Here is a 16422-nt window from a genome sequence, read left to right as displayed (position 1 = left end):
AAGATCACGAGCGCGCGGCGGCCAGCAACCCGTCGATGGCGAGCACCACGCCCTCCCGGGCGTCCTTCGACGGCACGCCTTCGAGCAGCAGCTGGCGCACCAGGCCCAGCGTGTTGATGAGCTCGGCCTCCATCTCCGTGAGCAGGGGGATCACGTCGAAGTCCGGGTACTTGCCCTTGGCGCCCATCGGTCGTCCGGGGCCCGACAGATCGACGTCGTAGCCTTCATTGATTGCCTGTTTCTGGGTCTTCATGGGGGCCTCGCATGGAAAGGGTGGATCGTGTCGCGCCGGGGATCGGCCGCACATCGATGTAATACATTGTGCCTAATTACTTCAAAAGTAACAAGATGAATCATTATTTCTTCTACGTTTTTGCGACGGCGGCGGCGGGCCCGCGATTTGCAAGGCCACACCACGGGTTTTCCGCCATACAGGCGATCACCTGGTTTGTATACAGTTTCGCGTACAGAACGGTGAACGATTCAACGCAACGAAGCGTTCGCCCCTCCCCTTCCTCCACGCTGCCCAGGAGTCCACGCAATGACGGCTGCCTCGCCTTCCATCCACCCGGTCGACCAGCGCCTGCCGGCCGGCAAACTCGCGGCCCTCGGCCTGCAGCACGTGCTCGTGATGTATGCCGGCGCGGTGGCGGTGCCGCTGATCGTCGGCCGCGCGCTCAAGCTCACGCCGCAGGAGGTCGCGCTGCTGATCTCCGCCGACCTGTTCTGCTGCGGCATCGCGACCCTGATCCAGGCGCTGGGCGCCACCCAGTGGTTCGGCATCAAGCTGCCGGTGATGATGGGCGTGACCTTCGCGTCGGTCGCACCGATGGTCGCGATCGCCAACGCCAACCCGGGCCAGGCCGGCGCGCAGTTGCTGTTCGGCGCGATCATCGGCGCTGGCATCATCTCGATCCTGATCGCGCCGATGGTCTCGCGCATGCTGCGCTTCTTTCCGCCCGTGGTTACCGGCACCATCATCGCGGTGATCGGCATCAGCCTGATGCGCGTGGGCATCAACTGGATCTTCGGCAACCCGGTCGGCCCGACCGCGCCGGCGCTGGTCGACCCGGTGTACGCCAAGTGGCTGGCCGATGTCACGTCGCCCGGCTCGGCCGTGCCGCCGCTGCCCAAGGGGCTGTCGATCGTGCCGTCGGTGCCCAACCCGCGCTACGCCGACCTCGGCGGGCTGGCCATCGCGGCCCTGGTGCTGGTGTCGATCCTGCTGATCGTGAAGTACGCCCGCGGCTTCATCGCCAACATCTCGGTGCTGCTGGGCATCGTGATCGGCGCGGTGGTCGCGACCCTCTTCGGCTTCATGACCTTCGAGAAGGTCGGCAGCGCGGCCTGGTTCGACATCGTGCTGCCCTTCCACTTCGGCATGCCGAAATTCGACCCGGTGCTGATCCTCACGATGTCGCTGATCATGATCGTGGTGATGATCGAGTCGACCGGCATGTTCCTCGCGCTCGGCGAGATGACCGAGCGCAAGATCAGCCAGCAGGACCTGGCGCGCGGCCTGCGCACCGACGGCCTGGGCACCTTGATCGGCGGCATCTTCAACACCTTCCCGTACACCAGCTTCTCGCAGAACGTCGGGCTGGTGGCGGTGACCGGCATCAAGAGCCGCTACGTCTGCGTGGCCGGCGGCGTGATCCTTGTCGTGCTGGGCCTGCTGCCGAAGATGGCGGCACTGGTCGAGTCGCTGCCCACCGTGGTGCTGGGCGGTGCCGGCCTGGTGATGTTCGGCATGGTCGCGGCGACCGGCATCCGCATCCTCTCGGGCGTGGACTTCAAGACCAACCGCCACAACGCGATGATCGTCGCGGTGTCGATCGGCGTCGGCATGATCCCGCTGCTGGCACCCAACTTCAAGCAGTGGATGCCGCACGCGATCCACTCGCTGGTGGAGTCGGGGATCCTGCTGGCTTCGGTCTGCGCGGTGCTGTTGAACCTGTTCCTGAACGGGGCCAAGCATGACGAGGCGGCGATCGTCGCGGCCGCCAAGCAGGCCGAGGCGCACTGACCCCGGCTCAGATCATCGCCAGCGGCCTATTGCGCCGCGGCGCCGGGTGCAGGCGATCGATTTCGGCCAGCACCTCCGGGTGCAGCGTCAGCGCGGCCGCCGCGAGGTTCTCGCGCAGATGGCTCTCGCGCACCGCCTTCGGGATCGCGGCCACGCCGGGCTGCGCCAGCACCCATGCCAGCGCGAGCTGCGCCGCGCCGATGCCCAGCCGCTGCGCGATCTGCTGCAGGCCCGCGTCGGCGGCCAACGCCCCCTGGTCGATCGGGCTGTAGGCCATCAGCGGGATGCCTCGTTCGTGCTGCCAGGGCAGCAGGCTGAACTCGGGGCCGCGCTCGGCGACCGAGTAATAGACCTGGTTGGCGGCGCAGTCGCTGGCCAGGGCGGCGAGTTCCTCCATGTCGTCGGTGTCGAAGTTGCTGACGCCCCAATGGCGGATCTTTCCTGCGGCGACCAGCGCCTGCATCGCCTCGCAGGTGTCGCCGAGCGGATGCTCGCCGCGCCAGTGCAGCAGATACAGGTCGATGTGGTCGAGCCCGAGCCGCGCCAGGCTGCGCGCGCAGGCCTTGGGCGTTCCGGCGCGGCTGGCGTTGTGCGGATAGACCTTGCTGACGATGAACAGCGCCTCGCGCCGCACATCGCCCGCGCGCAGAGCCTCGGCCACGGCTTGGCCGACCACCTCCTCGGCGCCGCCTTCGCCGTACATCTGGGCGCTGTCGATCAGCCGGTAGCCCATCGCGATGGCGGCGCGCAGCGCAGCGACTTCGGCGGCGCGGCGGCCGGCGGATTCGCCGATCTTCCAGGTGCCCAGGCCGAAGGCGGGCATCGTCGCGCCGCCGGGCAGTTCCAGGGTTCGCATGGGTATTCCTTGTCGGTCACGGCGTCGGATCGCGTCAGCCAACGATCCTAACCAAGCGGCGGCTGGACGTCTTATCCAATATACCGGATACTCGATCCAACATGACGGATAAAGCAAACCTGAGCGACCGCATCGCCCAACGGGTGCGCGAGCTGCGCGCCGCGCGCGGCCTGTCGCTCGACGCGCTGGCGACGCACTGCGGCGTCAGCCGTTCGATGATCTCGCTGATCGAGCGCGGCGAGAGCAGCCCCACCGCGGTCGTGCTCGAGAAGCTCGCCACCGGGCTCGGCGTCGCGCTGGCCTCGCTGTTCGAGGCGGCGCAGGCCAGCGACGACCCGGTGGCGCGGCTGGCCGACCAGCCCTTGTGGCGCGATCCGCATTCGGGCTACGTGCGGCGCAACGTCTCGCCCGCCGGCGGGGCTTCGCCGATCCAGATCGTCGAGGTGGCCTTCCCGCCGCAGGCGCGCGTGGCCTACGAGACCGGCGCCCGCGAGCCGCGCATCCACCAGCAGGTGTGGGTGCTCGAGAACACCATCGAAGTCACGGTCGGCGAGGTCTGCCATCGGCTCGACGCCGGGGACTGTCTGGCCCACGCGCTGGACCGCCCCGTGAGCTACCACAACCCCACGCGGCGCCACACGCGCTATGCGGTCGTGATCGCCACCCTGCCCTCGCCTTGGAGATGACATGCAGACCTCAAGCCTTTCCGCCCGGCGTGTCCGCCGGCTCCAGACCGTCTCCGACGCGCATCTGCGCGCACTCGCTGAACTGTTGATCGATTGCGTGGAGGGCGGCGCTTCGGTGAGCTTCATGCACCCCTTGCCGCTCTCGCGCGCCATGGCGTTCTGGCGCGAGGTGGCGGAAGGGGTCGCGCGGGGCGAGCGCGCCCTGCTGGTTGCCGAGGATGACGCGGGGATCGTGGGCACCGTGCAGCTCGTGCTGGCCCAGCCCGACAACCAGCCGCATCGCGCCGACCTGTCGAAGATGCTGGTGCTGCGGCGCGCGCGCTGCCAGGGTTGGGGCGAGGCGCTGTTGCAGGCGGCCGAGCAGATGGCGCGCGACCGCGGCAAATCGCTGCTGGTGCTCGACACTGCCAGCGAGAGCGCCGAACGGCTCTATGCCCGGCTGGGATGGCAGCGCGCCGGCGTGATCCCCGGCTACGCGCTGCTGCCGCAGGGCGGGCTCTGCGCCACGACCTTTTTTTACCGCGAACTGGAGCCCCTGCCGGGCGCCTGAAGGACGACACTGGCGTCCTGCCATCCACTGGAGCATGCCGATGACCCCGACCATCACCGCCTTCGAGCAATCGCCCGATCGGGGCCGGGGACTGGCGCGCGACATGCGCGTTCGCTGGGCGCTCGAAGAAGCGGGCCAGCCTTACGCCGTTCGCCTGGTGTCGTTCAGCGAGATGAAGAAGCCCGCGCATCTGGCGCTTCATCCCTTCGGACAGATTCCGACTTACGAAGAAGGCGGTCTCGCCCTGTTCGAGTCGGGTGCCATCGTGTTCCATATCGCCGAGCGCCACCCGGGCCTGCTGCCGGACGCTGCCAACGGGCGGGCGCGCGCGATCACCTGGATGTTCGCCGCGCTGAACACCGTGGAGCCGCCGATCCTCGATCGCGGCATCGCGATGATCCTGGAGCACGACAAGCCCTGGTTCGAGGCGCGCCTGCCCGTCCTCGATGAACGCGTCCGGGTCCGGCTGGGGGAACTGTCCCGCCGACTCGGCGCCGCGGATTGGCTCGACGATGCATTCAGCGCCGGCGACCTGCTGATGGTGACGGTGCTGCGCAGATTGAGCGGGTCGACTCTCCTGGACGAGTATCCGAATCTCGTCGGCTATGTTGCCCGCGGCGAAGCTCGGCCGGCTTACCAACGTGCTTTTGCCGATCAGCTGGCGGTGTTCACGGCTGGCGATGCATCGCGCGGGCGAAACGGGTGACATGAGACACCGTTTCAACGTCTTCGGACGCATCATCTCCATCGAACGCGTCGGCGATGCGTGGGTCTGCTACCTGCCGGGAAATGACGGCAAGCGTCGTCCAGCAGAACTGGCGATTCCTTCCGACCTGCCGCACGCCGAGCTGGCGCAGTATCTCTACGATGTCTACCACGAGGACGCGACGCCGACGAACGGCGACGTTTTCGAGATCGTGCCCGGCTAGGGGCGCTCCGGTGCGCCTGGCCATGCATCTCCGCCGGCTCGCAGCGAAGGAAAAAGAACGAAAGGAAAAATGGCAACCACTACATCGAGAGTCGACGACTTCTTAACGACCTCGGCTTGGTCGATCCGCAAAAACATCAGATCGCAGTCGCCCTGCGAAAGGAGATCCTGCGCCTGGCCAGGACGGCGACAGAGAAGATGATCTACGGCGGCGTGCTGTACTGCCTCGACGATTCCTTTTGCGGGATCTTCTCGTACAAGACACACGTCAGCCTCGAATTCGGCGAAGGCTACAGGTTTCACGATCCGGCGCGATTGCTGGAAGGCGCCGGAAAATACCGCCGCCACCTGAAGTTCAAACAGCTGTCCGACATTCGCGACAAGCATGCGGCCCTCTATATCGAGCAGGCCATCGCGCTCGTGAGCGGCTGAGGTGCCAGAAGCCGTAGGCCCGCCTGGGCGGCAGCAGCCGCCCGGCTTGAGCGGATCACACTGCGTACAGACACACCATGAAGAGCAATTCCGATGCCGCACGCACATCAGCTACGCCCGTTTTCGTTCGTTTTGGCCGTGCCCGACCTCGATCGGAACACCGCCTACTTCAGAGACTCCCTTGGCTTCCAGGCCGAGTGGCCGGAAGGCACCGGGTGGCAGTTGCTTTCGCGAGGCGACGTGCGCATCATGATCGGCCATTGTCCAGACGCCATCCCGCCGTCTGCGACCGGCGACCACAGCTACTTCGGATACCTGCATGTGGATGATGTCGATGCACTTCATGAAGAATTCGTCCACCGCGGCGCGCTGATACTGCAGCCGCCGGTGGACAGACCGCATGGCATGCGTGAATTCGTGGTCGCGACGCCCGACGGGCATCGCTTCATGGTTGGCCAGGAGCTGCCAGTCGGGGCGGGCCGCTGATTGTGTTCAAGCGCGCGCCCGAAGCGCGTGCACACAAACAGGCATTTGAGAACAATCGGTCGAATGCCGAGCCCGGTGCCCCTCTCGTTCAATTTCGTTCTCTTCGTCGCCATCGCAGCGCTGACCGGGCTGGCCATGTCGCTCGTGGTGGGCCTGCTCATCGTCGCGGCGCTCCTCCCACGCGGCCATCCGGCGGCAGACCGGCTTCGTCAAATCGCTGGCGAGTTGCCTCGGTTTGCGCTCGCGGGCGCGATCTGGATTCCTGCCGTTGCCTTCGTCGGCGTCATCGCCTTTTTCGCCCTGGTCTGAGCAGGCGCAACTCGGCCCTGGCCTTGAGCTGGGGGTTGCTCGCGGCAGCGGTCGTCTTCGTGTTTCTCGCAATTGACGCTTCGTCGGGACGGACACGCAGCCGCCGAGATCACCGCTCGTTCGGGTCAACGGAACCCGAGACATCGCGCGGATCCGGACCTATCATGTGTCGACCCGGCCAATCACGTATTTCGGTAGTGCCATCAAGGACACGAATATGGACAACCCACCGTCAGGGCTTTCGCGTCGCGGCTTCGTGGGCGCCGTTGGCGCCGGAGGCCTGGCCGTCGGGGCCAGCCTGATGAGTCACCCTGGACGGGCAGCCGCCGCTTCCGTGATCGATGTGAGCACGGTCACCACGCCCATCTCCAACGTGCAGACCCTGCCGAACGCCTATTACCTGACCAACGTCCGATTCGAGACCGGCTTTGTCGAGGAAAAGAAGCCCTGGCTCGACACGCCGGTCATCGCGCACACCAAGACCGAACTGAAGACGCTGCGCATCGCCAATGGCGCCGTGGCCGACGTCCTGGAAGCGAAATCGGCTGTTCCTCCGGACGCAGCGGTCTATGACGCGCAAGGGCAATTGATGCTGCCGACCTTTCGCGACATGCACATCCATCTGGACAAGAGCTTCTACGGCGGCCCGTGGGAAGCGACACTGCCGACGCAGCATGGACGGGCAGACCGCGTCGCCCAGGAGCAAGAGCTTCTGCCCAGGCTTCTCCCGGTGGCCGAAGAGCGTACGGCGGCCATGATCCGTCTCATGCATTCGCAGGGCACGACCGTGTGCCGCAGTCATTGCAACGTCGATCCCGTCAGCAAGCTGGGCAATCTCGAACATCTCAAGGCGTCGCTCGACCGCTTCAAGGATTCCTTGGATTCGAAGATCATCATCTTTCCGCAGCACGGCCTGCTGGCCTCCGACAGCGCAGGATTGATGCGCGAGGCATTGAGGTCGGGCGGTGTCAGCTATGTCGGTGGGGTCGATCCCACCTCTTTCGATCACGCGATGGAGAAGTCGGTCGACACGACGGTCCAGCTCGCGATCGATTTCAATGTCGGAATCGACATCCATGTCCATGAGCCGCGCGGCACCGCCATTCCCGCGTTCCATCGCATCATGGATCACATGGAGAAGAACAAGCAGCTGCAAGGCAACGTGACCTTCAGCCACGCCTATGCCTTCGCCGAACTCTCCAAGGACGAACTCAAGGACATGGCAGCCCGCATGAAGGCGCTCGACGTCACCCTGGCCAGCGCGGTTCCGTTGGGCAAGGGCGCCATGCCGCTGCGCGAACTGCACGAGGCGGGCGTCAAGGTGATCTGCGGCACCGACAGCGTCATGGACTGGTGGAATTCGTTCGGCAATGGCGACATCCTGCAGAAGGCCCAGGAGATCGCCCGCCTCCAGTATTCCAGCACCGAATACGACATCAGCCGCACGCTGGGCTATGCGACTGGCTTCGTCACGCCGCTCGACAACCAAGGTGGGCAGGCGTGGCCGAAAGCCGGGGACGCGGCGAGCTTCAATCTTCTGCCGGCGAGTTGTTCGGCGGAGGCGGTTGCTCGCCTGCCCCTGCGCAATGCTGTTTTCCACAAGGGCAGACTCGTCCACGGCGCAGTCCCGAAGGCCGTCTGACAACCCCGCTTTCCGGGGCGGCGCATCCCGCAGTCCCGGCCGGCGTTCCGAGCCAATGAATGCCCGAACGGCGATCCAGGCGGCATGCGCCTGCCAAGGGCCGAACTCTGGAAGCGACGACATGCCCGGCACGAAACCCGCCACTGCTGCGACCCTCTTCAAGTCCGCCAAGGCCTTCGACGCGTGGCTGAAAAAGCACCACGCCTCGTCGGACGGGCTGTGGTTGAAGATTGCGAAGAAAGGCGCCGACGAACCCGGTGTGACCTACCCCGAGGCCGTCGAGATCGCGCTGTGCTGGGGCTGGATCGACGGCCAGAAGAAAGGGCTCGACGACCAGCACTTCCTGCAACGCTTCACGCCGCGGCGCGCACGCAGCATCTGGTCCAAGATCAATGTGGACAAGGTCGCCGCGCTGATCGAGGCCGGACGCATCCAGCCCGCGGGGCAGGCCCAGATCGAGGCCGCGAAGACCGACGGCCGCTGGGGCAAGGCCTACGACAGCGCGCGCACGTCCAGCGTGCCGGACGACCTGCAGGCCGCGCTGGAGGCAAGCCCGACGGCGAAGGCCTTCTTCGCGACCATCAGTGCGTCCAACCGCTACGCTGTGCTCTGGCGCGTGCAGACGGCGGTCAAGCCGGAGACGCGTGCCAGGCGTATCGCCAAGCTGGTGGAAATGCTCGGGCAAGGTGAGGTCGTGCACATCTTCAGGCCCAAGGCCAAGGCCTCGGACTGAAGATCAGGCGCAGTCGTGCGTGCCGCAGCACACCGATGTGGCGCCGTGAGAGGACATTTCTTGCTTCTACTTCAGGCCCTGCACGAATGCGACGACGCGAAGCGCGTGCGCATCCACCCGCCGAGAGGCAGGGGCTGGGATTGCCTTGCTTGTTTGCGCATGGCTCCACCCGGGAATACCCTCGAACACTCCCTCCGAAACTTGCCTACATTGCTTGTATGCAAGACAACGTGCAGCTTGCATGCAAACCTTCATGGGGACCCTTCATGCCACGTTTCTTCAAATCGCTCTTCGGTCAGGTGGTCATCGCGCTGGTGCTCGGCGTCGTGGCGGGCCTGTTCTTTCCGGACTTCGCCGTCAAGCTCAAGCCGCTGGGCGACGGCTTCATCAAGCTGATCAAGATGATCATCCCGGTGCTGGTGTTCTGCGTCGTGGTGCACGGCATCTCGGGCGCCGGCGACCTGCGGCGCGTCGGCCGGGTCGGGGTCAAGGCGCTGGTCTACTTCGAGGTGCTGACCACCGTCGCCCTGGCGCTCGGGCTGGTGCTGGCCTTCGTCTTCAAGCCCGGCGTCGGCATGAACGTCGACCCCTCCAAGCTCGACCCGGCGGCCATGAGCGCCTATGCCTCGAACGCCGACAAGCTCACCAGCGGCGGCACGGTCGAGTTCCTCATGAAGCTGATCCCGACCACGGTGGTCAACGCCTTCGCCACCGGCGACGTGCTGCAGGTGCTGCTGTTCGCGGTGCTGTTCGGCTGCGCCCTGACCTTGCTCGGCGAACGCGGCCGCCCGGTGGCGCAGGTGGTGGATGCGCTCTCGCTGGTGCTGTTCAAGATCATGGGCATCATCATCAAGCTGGCACCGCTGGGCGTGCTGGGCGCCATCGCGTTCACGGTCGGGCAGTACGGCGTCGGGTCGCTCAAGCAGCTCGGCATGCTGGTGGCGCTGTTCTATGTCGCGGTGCTGTTCTTCGTTTTCGTGGTGCTCGGGCTGGTGATGCGCCTGTCGGGCTTCAGCCTGGTCAAGCTGCTGCGCTACCTGCGCGAAGAGCTCACCATCGTCTTCGCCACCACATCCTCCGACAGCGTGCTGCCGCAGATCATGGCCAAGCTGCGCCACATGGGCATCCGCGATTCGACCGTGGGCCTGGTGATTCCCACCGGCTACTCGTTCAACCTCGACGCTTTCTCGATCTACATCACGCTGGCCGCGGTGTTCATCGCCCAGGCCACCAACACGCCGATCTCGATGGCCGACCTGATGACCATCCTGGCGATCGCGCTGGTCACCTCCAAGGGTGCGCACGGCGTGCCGGGTTCGGCCATCGTGGTGCTGGCCGCCACCTTGCACGCCATCCCCGCGATCCCCGCCATCGGGCTGGTGCTGGTGCTGTCGGTCGACTGGTTCATGGGCATCGCCCGCGCGCTCGGCAACCTGATCGGCAACTGCGTTGCCACCGTGGCGATCGCCGCCTGGGAAGGCGACATCGACCGCGAACGGGCCCATGCGGTGCTCGACGGCACCCATTCGCCCGAAGACGAACCCTTGGCCGACCCCGGCTCGCCGGCCGCCATCCCGGCCACCCACTGACCCCGCCGATGACCGACGTCACGCCCACCCACATCGCCGAGCGCGTGGTCGAAGCCATCCTGGCGCAGAAGCTGGCGCCCGGAGAGCGGCTCGGCGAGCAGGCCCTGGCCGAGAATTTCGGCGTCAGCCGGACCATGGTGCGCGAGGCGCTGATGCAATTGCAGGCGCGCGGCTTCGTCGAGGTGCAGTCGCGGCGCGGCTGGTATGTGGTCGAACCTTCGGCCGACGAGGCCCGCGACGCCTTCGCCGCCCGCCGGATCGTCGAAGCCGGCATCCTGGCCGAAGCCGGCCGGCCGCTGGCCAAGGTGATCCGCAAGCTGCGCGAGCACATCGCCGACGAGCAGCGCGCCATCGCCGGCGCCGACGCCGCCACCCGCGCCTTCCTGCTGGCCGACTTCCACGTCTGCCTGGCCGACCAGATGGGCCACCGGCTGCTGTGCGACGTGCTGCGGGACCTGACGGCGCGCACCACGCTGGCGGCCACCCTGTTCCAGTCCCGGCACGAGGCGGCCGAGTCCTGCGCCGAGCACGCCGCGATCGTGGCCGCGCTGGAAGCCGGCGACACGCCGCAGGCCCGGCAGCTGATGCTGGACCATATCGGCAACGTCGAGCAGGCGCTGCAGGTCGAGGCCCCGCCGCTGCCCGACGCCGACGAACGGCTGCGCAGCACGCTGGCGCCGGTGGCGCTGCCTCGCGGCATTCGCTGACACGCATCGCCCCTGCAACGAGGGCGGTTTCGGCTAAAGTCGATCGGCCTATGAATTCACCAGCGCTGCAGCGCGGCACCTTCCTGTTCCTGCTGGCGGTCGTCACGATCGCCTTCGGCTGGATCCTCTTCCCCTTCTTCGGTGCCGTGATGTGGGGGCTTGCCCTCGCCATCCTGTTCACCCCGATCTACCGGCGGCTGCTCAAGAAGATGGGCGGCCGGCGCAACCTGGCCGCCATCGTGACGCTGCTGATGGCGATGGTGGTGGTGATCATCCCGCTGGTCGCGGTCAGCCTGTCGCTGGTCGAGGAGGTGTCGCTGCTGTCGCAGAAGATCCGCACCGGCGACATCAGCTTCGCCAACTACTTCCAGCAGGTGGTCAACGCCATCCCGCAGTGGGCCCTGAGCCTGCTCGACCGCTTCGGCCTCGGCAACGTCGAAGGCCTGATCAAGCAGGTCTCGCAGGCGGCCGCGCGGGGCAGCCAGGCGATCGCCACCCACGCCGTGGCGATCGGCCAGAACACCTTCGAATTCATCATCAGCTTCGGCATCATGCTGTACCTGCTGTTCTTCCTGCTGCGCGACGGCGCCGAGCTGTCGAAGACGATCCGCGCCTCGCTGCCGCTGGCCAAGCCGCACACCCACTACCTGCTGAACAAGTTCACCACCGTCATCCGCGCCACCATCAAGGGCAACGTCGCGGTGGCGGCCGCGCAGGGCCTGATCGGCGGCGTGACCTTCTCGCTGATGGGGCTGCAGGGCTCGCTGCTCTGGGGCGCACTGATGGCCTTCCTGTCGCTGCTGCCGGCGGTCGGCGCGGCCCTGATCTGGGGGCCGGTGGCGATCTACTTCCTGGCCGTCGGCGCCATCGGCAAGGCCCTCGGCCTGGTGTTCGTCGGCGTCTTCGTGATCGGCCTGGTCGACAACATCCTGCGGCCCCTGCTCGTCGGCAAGGACACCCAGATGCCCGACTACGTGGTGCTGATGTCGACCATCGGCGGGATCGCGCTGTTCGGCATCAACGGCTTCGTGATCGGCCCGGTGATCGCGGCGCTCTTCATGGCGGCCTGGGACCTGTTCGCCTCGTCGAACGACGCCGACGACACCCCCCCTCCCCCATTGTCCTGACAGGGAACCCGAACCATGCATCGCAGCGGGCCCAGCCTGCGCTACGCCACCAGCCCGTTGCTGGCGAGCAAGACGCCGGCCTGGCGCAGCAAACTCATCGTCGCCGGCATCGCGCTGGGCTTCGCCGTGCTGGCCGGCCGCGCCATCGACGTGCAGGTGATCGACAACGATTTCTTCCAGCACCAGGGCGAGGCGCGCTACGCCCGCACCCTCGAGCTGCCGGCCAGCCGCGGCCACATCCTCGACCGCAACGGGCTGATCCTGGCCTCCGACGTGCCGGCGCCCAGCATCTGGGCGATTCCGGAGGACGTCGACCAGGACGATCCGGCGCTGGCCCCGCGGCTGCGCAAGCTCGCCGAGCTGCTCGGCATGCCGCTGGCGGAGGTCTCTCGCAAGCTCGGAGAGGACAAGAGCTTCGTCTGGCTCAAGCGCCAGGTCGACGACGGCGTCGCCCGGCAGATCGCCGCGCTCGACATCAAGGGCATCTACCAGCGCCGCGAGTACAAGCGCCAGTACCCCGAGGGCGAGGCAGCGGCGCACGTGGCCGGCTTCACCAACGTGGAGGACGTCGGCCAGGAAGGCATCGAGCTGGCTTTCGACAAGGAACTGTCGGGCAAGGCCGGCTCGCGCCGGGTGATCAAGAACCGGCTCGGCGCGGTGGTCGAGGACCTGGGCGAGCAGGTGCCGCCGGTCGACGGCCACGACGTCCAGCTGAGCCTGGACGACCGGGTGCAGGCGGTGGCCTACGAGACGCTGCGCGACGCCGTGGTCGCCAACAAGGCCCGCGCCGGCAGCGCCGTGGTGGTCGATGCCGCCACCGGCGAACTGCTGGCGATGGCCAACTACCCGAGCTTCGACCCCAACGACCGCCGCAAGATGACCGGCGAGCAGCTGCGCAACCGGGCCATGACCGACGTCTTCGAGCCCGGCTCGACGATGAAGCCGATCACCGTGGCGACCGCGCTGCAGCTGGGCCGGATCACGCCGCAGACCGTGATCGACACCAACCCGGGCCACCTCACGGTGGCCGGCGCCACCATCCACGACGACGAGAACTTCGGCGTCCTGACCACCGAGACGGTGATCCAGAAGTCGAGCAACGTGGGCGCCACCAGGATCTCGCAGCGCATGACGGCCAAGGAGATGTGGGATTCCTACACCTCGCTCGGCTTCGGCCAGAAGCCGCAGACGCAGTTCCCGGGCGCCGTGACGGGCCGGCTGCGGCCCTGGAAGTCGTGGCGCCCGATCGAGCAGGCCACGATGTCCTACGGCTACGGCCTGTCGGCCTCGCTGTTCCAGATCGCCCATGCCTACACCGCCTTCGCCAACGGTGGCAAGGTGATCCCGATCACCATGCTCAAGACCCACGAGCCGCCGGCCGGCGTGCCGGTGTTCTCGGCGCTGATCGCGGCCCAGGTGCGCAAGATGATGCACATGGCGGCCGCGCCCGGCGGCACGGCGCCGCTGGCGCAGACCGAGGGCTACTCGGTCGGCGGCAAGACCGGCACCGCCCACAAGCAGGTCGGCAAGGGCTACGCGAGCAACAAGTACCGCGCCTGGTACACCGGCATGTCGCCGATCGACAAGCCGCGCATCATCGTCGCGGTGATGATCGACGAACCCAGTGCCGGCAAGTACTTCGGCGGCCTGGTGGCGGCGCCGGTGTTCAGCGCGGTGGTGCAGCAGACGCTGCGCATCCTCAACGTGCTGCCCGATCTGCCGGTGGCGTCGCAGGCGCACTGAGCCGCGGCAGCACCTGGGCCAGGGCGTCGCGCAGGGTCTCGGCGGCGATCGGCTTGTACAGCAGGGTCCAGCCGGCCTGGGTCGCACCGCGCAGCAGCTCCGACGCCGTCTCGCCGGTGATGACCAGCACCGGGAAGCGGCCATGCGTGCGCTGCAGGCGCTCGACCAGCATCGGACCGTTCTCCGCCCCCTGCAGGCGCAGGTCGACGATCAGCAGGTCGGGCTTGCCCGCCGACTCGAACAGCGCCGTGGCTTGTTCCGCATCGACGGCGGTGAAGGTGCTGCAATGCCACGACCGCAGCAGCATCGCCATGCTGCGCAGGATGTCGGGCTCGTCGTCGACCAGGTACACCCGCCCCGCGAAGGCGATGGCGTCGGCCGCGCCGGCAGGGCCGGCGACGACCGGCTCGGCCCCCGCCGACGGCACCGCCTCGACGCCGGGCAGTCTCACCGTGAAGCAGCTGCCCGCGCCGGGCTCGGAGTGCACGGCGATGTCGCCTGCCGACAGCTCGACCAGCCGATGCACGATCGCCAGCCCCAGCCCGACGCCCTGGCTGCGGTCGCGGCCCTGGTTGCCGACCTGGAAGAACTCCTCGAAGATCCGCGGCTGGGCTTCGTGCGGAATCCCGACGCCGGTGTCCTCGACCGACAGCAACGCGCGCTGTCCCTGCGCCGCGAGCCGCATCGTCACCGTGCCGGCGGCCGTGTACTTGATGGCGTTGCCCAGCAAGTTGCGGGCGATCCGCGAGACGGCCATCGTGTCGCCATGCCAGGCCAGCGGCGCCAGTTCGCGCCGCAGCCGCAGGCCCTTGGAAGCGGCCGCGCCCTCGTATTCGAGGCAGATCGATTCCAGCCACGCGTCCAGCGCCACGCGCTGGCGCGCCGGCACGTAATGGCCGCTCGACAGCTGCGACAGGTCGAGCAGGCCATGCAGCAGCGCCCCGAGGGTGCGGGCGATCTGGTCGATGTGGGCCCCGACCTCGCGCAAGGTCTGCGGCACCGGGTCGGCCGCCAGGACGGCGCTGTAGATCGACAGCGCATGCAGCGGCTGGCGCAGGTCGTGGCTGGCCGCGGCGAGCACGCGTGTCCTCGCCGCCGATTCGCGCTCGGCGCGCTCCACGGCCATGCGCAGCGCCTGGTTGAGCCGGTCGACGTCTTCGCGGCGGCTGGTCAGGCTGGCGTTCGAGCCGGCCAGCTGCTCGGTCTGCGCGAAGCTGGCGCGCCGGGTGCGCTCGAACAGGTTGGCGACGATGTAGCCGATCATCGCCAGCGTCGCCAGGAAGCTCAGCGCCGCCCATTGGTAGATGCGGGCCTCGTGGTCTTCGAGAACGTCGGCCTTGAGCTGCCAGTTCCAGGCGAAGGTGACAAGCGAAGCCATCGCGCACAAGCCAAGCTGCAGCAGCACCGGCCGAGCCCGCATCTGCAGCACCGCGAAGCCGAACACCACGTTGATGCACATCCCCATGAAGAAGTACATGTAGTCGTAGGGATAGGGCGCCAGCAGGAAGCCGCGGCAGTAGAAGAGGAAGTCGACGAAGACGCAGGCCGTCACGACGGCGGTGGCGAAGCGCTCGTCCTGCGCGAAGCGCGGGCGCATCGCGAGCGCCAGGAACGGCACGATCAGCAGCGCCGTCAGGATCCGGTTGACGAGCACCGCCCGGAAGACCTCGCCGCCGAACGCGGGGTCCCGCGCATAGACATGGTCCCAGGGCAGGTAGGCCACCGTCGCGACGATGCCCAGCAGCAGGGCCAGGCGGCGCTGGTTTGCGAACTGGAGGCTGTAGCCGCGCAGGAAGGCCGTCTCCTGCACGCTCGACCCGAAGCGCGGCGCCTGCATCCACATCTCGGTCCAGGCCTGCCGGATGGTCGCATGCCCCGCCTCATCCGACATCGCTTCCCTCCGTGAGGCCCAGCCGGCTGGCGACGATGACGGCCTCGGTGCGATTGGTCACCCGCAAGGCCTGGAACAGCCCGGTGAGATTCTCCTTGACGGTGTGATCGGAGATGCCCAGTTCGCGCGCGATGGACTTGGTCGGCAGCCCGCGCGCCAACGCGCTCAGCACGTCGCGCTGGCGGCGGCTGAGGCCCGAGCGCGCACCGGGCGACGGTGCCGCCGGCAGGACCTGCTCGGGCAGGAAGACATGGCCCGACAGCACCCGGCGCAGTGCCTGCGTCAGGGCGGCCGCGGGCATGCTCTTGGGCACGAAGCTCATCGCCCCGGCATCGAGGCAGGCGCGGATGGTGGCGGCATCCTGGGTGGCCGAGACGACCACCACCGCGATCTCCGGCGCCGCGCGGCGGAAGGCGGCCAGGGCATCGAGTCCACCGCCGTCCTCGAGCACCAGATCGAGCAGGCACAGGGAGATGCCCTCGCGCGCCCTGGCCGTCTCGAGCGCCTCCGCGAGAGAACACGCCTCGAAGACCTGCACGTTGCGCAGGATGGTCGACACCAGCAGTCGAAGCCCAGCCCTGAACAAGGCATGGTCGTCGACCAGAAGAATCTCTGTCATTTTTCTGACTCCCTGAGCGTCGCGCCGTCGTCGCGGCGCTGAGCACGCACGAGCATAACCCGACCTCTCGGGGGTTTTGGCAAGCGCGCCGTGATTGC

18 protein-coding genes are annotated in these 16422 nt (G+C 67.4%); 14 read left to right on the top strand and 4 right to left on the bottom strand.

The window, feature by feature from the left end; all coding sequences use genetic code 11:
- Positions 1-4: 4 nt before the first annotated feature.
- Positions 5-253 (bottom strand): hypothetical protein, encoded by a 249-nt coding sequence (locus QTI33_RS06890; protein ID WP_286505037.1) that lies wholly within the window; start codon positions 251-253, stop codon positions 5-7.
- A 288-nt stretch (positions 254-541) separates the two neighbouring features.
- On the opposite strand from QTI33_RS06890, the gene QTI33_RS06885 reads away from it, so the two are divergent.
- The gene (locus QTI33_RS06885) at positions 542-2026 is read left to right on the top strand and encodes a nucleobase:cation symporter-2 family protein (RefSeq protein WP_286505036.1); all 1485 of its coding nucleotides are present in this window, start codon (positions 542-544) and stop codon (positions 2024-2026) included.
- A gap of 7 nt (positions 2027-2033) precedes the next feature.
- Here QTI33_RS06885 and QTI33_RS06880 read toward each other — a convergent pair whose 3' ends face one another.
- On the bottom strand, positions 2034-2882 hold the full coding sequence (locus tag QTI33_RS06880; protein ID WP_286505035.1) for an aldo/keto reductase: 849 nt from the start codon (positions 2880-2882) through the stop codon (positions 2034-2036).
- 101 nt (positions 2883-2983) lie between these two features.
- Between QTI33_RS06880 and QTI33_RS06875 the strand changes: the two genes are divergently transcribed.
- From QTI33_RS06875 to QTI33_RS06815, 13 genes are all read left to right on the top strand, one after another.
- Positions 2984-3568, top strand: a complete 585-nt coding sequence (locus QTI33_RS06875) for a helix-turn-helix domain-containing protein (protein WP_286505034.1) — start codon at positions 2984-2986, stop codon at positions 3566-3568.
- Position 3569: 1 nt separating this feature from the next.
- Positions 3570-4118, top strand: coding sequence for a GNAT family N-acetyltransferase (locus QTI33_RS06870; protein WP_286505033.1), 549 nt, complete (start codon positions 3570-3572; stop codon positions 4116-4118).
- A gap of 40 nt (positions 4119-4158) precedes the next feature.
- Positions 4159-4824, top strand: coding sequence for a glutathione S-transferase family protein (locus QTI33_RS06865; RefSeq protein ID WP_286505032.1), 666 nt, complete (start codon positions 4159-4161; stop codon positions 4822-4824).
- Between the two features lies 1 nt (position 4825).
- A complete protein-coding gene (locus QTI33_RS06860) occupies positions 4826-5047 on the top strand; it encodes a DUF7661 family protein (RefSeq protein ID WP_286505031.1) in 222 nt (73 codons plus the stop codon).
- 116 nt (positions 5048-5163) lie between these two features.
- Positions 5164-5478: a DUF1801 domain-containing protein gene (locus QTI33_RS06855; protein WP_286505030.1), complete on the top strand. Its 315-nt coding sequence runs from the start codon at positions 5164-5166 to the stop codon at positions 5476-5478.
- 93 nt (positions 5479-5571) lie between these two features.
- Complete coding sequence (locus tag QTI33_RS06850) at positions 5572-5964, top strand: VOC family protein (RefSeq protein ID WP_286505029.1); 393 nt, start codon at positions 5572-5574, stop codon at positions 5962-5964.
- A 63-nt stretch (positions 5965-6027) separates the two neighbouring features.
- Complete coding sequence (locus QTI33_RS06845) at positions 6028-6273, top strand: hypothetical protein (protein ID WP_286505028.1); 246 nt, start codon at positions 6028-6030, stop codon at positions 6271-6273.
- A 217-nt stretch (positions 6274-6490) separates the two neighbouring features.
- On the top strand, positions 6491-7915 hold the full coding sequence (locus tag QTI33_RS06840) for an amidohydrolase (protein ID WP_286505027.1): 1425 nt from the start codon (positions 6491-6493) through the stop codon (positions 7913-7915).
- Positions 7916-8036: 121 nt separating this feature from the next.
- On the top strand, positions 8037-8648 hold the full coding sequence (locus QTI33_RS06835; RefSeq protein ID WP_286505026.1) for a YdeI/OmpD-associated family protein: 612 nt from the start codon (positions 8037-8039) through the stop codon (positions 8646-8648).
- A 266-nt stretch (positions 8649-8914) separates the two neighbouring features.
- The gene (locus QTI33_RS06830) at positions 8915-10237 is read left to right on the top strand and encodes a C4-dicarboxylate transporter DctA (RefSeq protein ID WP_286505025.1); all 1323 of its coding nucleotides are present in this window, start codon (positions 8915-8917) and stop codon (positions 10235-10237) included.
- Between the two features lie 8 nt (positions 10238-10245).
- Entirely contained in the window at positions 10246-10944 is a 699-nt protein-coding gene (locus tag QTI33_RS06825) for a GntR family transcriptional regulator (RefSeq protein ID WP_286505024.1), read from the top strand.
- A 50-nt stretch (positions 10945-10994) separates the two neighbouring features.
- Positions 10995-12071 (top strand): AI-2E family transporter, encoded by a 1077-nt coding sequence (locus QTI33_RS06820; RefSeq protein ID WP_286505023.1) that lies wholly within the window; start codon positions 10995-10997, stop codon positions 12069-12071.
- 15 nt (positions 12072-12086) lie between these two features.
- Positions 12087-13814, top strand: a complete 1728-nt coding sequence (locus QTI33_RS06815; RefSeq protein ID WP_286505022.1) for a peptidoglycan D,D-transpeptidase FtsI family protein — start codon at positions 12087-12089, stop codon at positions 13812-13814.
- Here the strand turns inward: QTI33_RS06815 and QTI33_RS06810 are convergent.
- Entirely contained in the window at positions 13771-15705 is a 1935-nt protein-coding gene (locus QTI33_RS06810) for a hybrid sensor histidine kinase/response regulator (RefSeq protein WP_286505021.1), read from the bottom strand. The genes QTI33_RS06815 and QTI33_RS06810 overlap by 44 nt on opposite strands.
- Positions 15695-16324 (bottom strand): response regulator, encoded by a 630-nt coding sequence (locus QTI33_RS06805; protein WP_286505020.1) that lies wholly within the window; start codon positions 16322-16324, stop codon positions 15695-15697. The genes QTI33_RS06810 and QTI33_RS06805 overlap by 11 nt, the downstream gene beginning before the upstream one ends.
- Positions 16325-16422 lie beyond the last annotated feature (98 nt).

It is taken from the genome of Variovorax davisae, assembly GCF_030316845.1.
Taxonomy (GTDB): Bacteria; Pseudomonadota; Gammaproteobacteria; order Burkholderiales; family Burkholderiaceae_C; genus Variovorax; species Variovorax davisae.
Note: the sequence above shows the minus strand (reverse complement) of the source record. Positions and strands in the feature narration are given on the sequence as shown.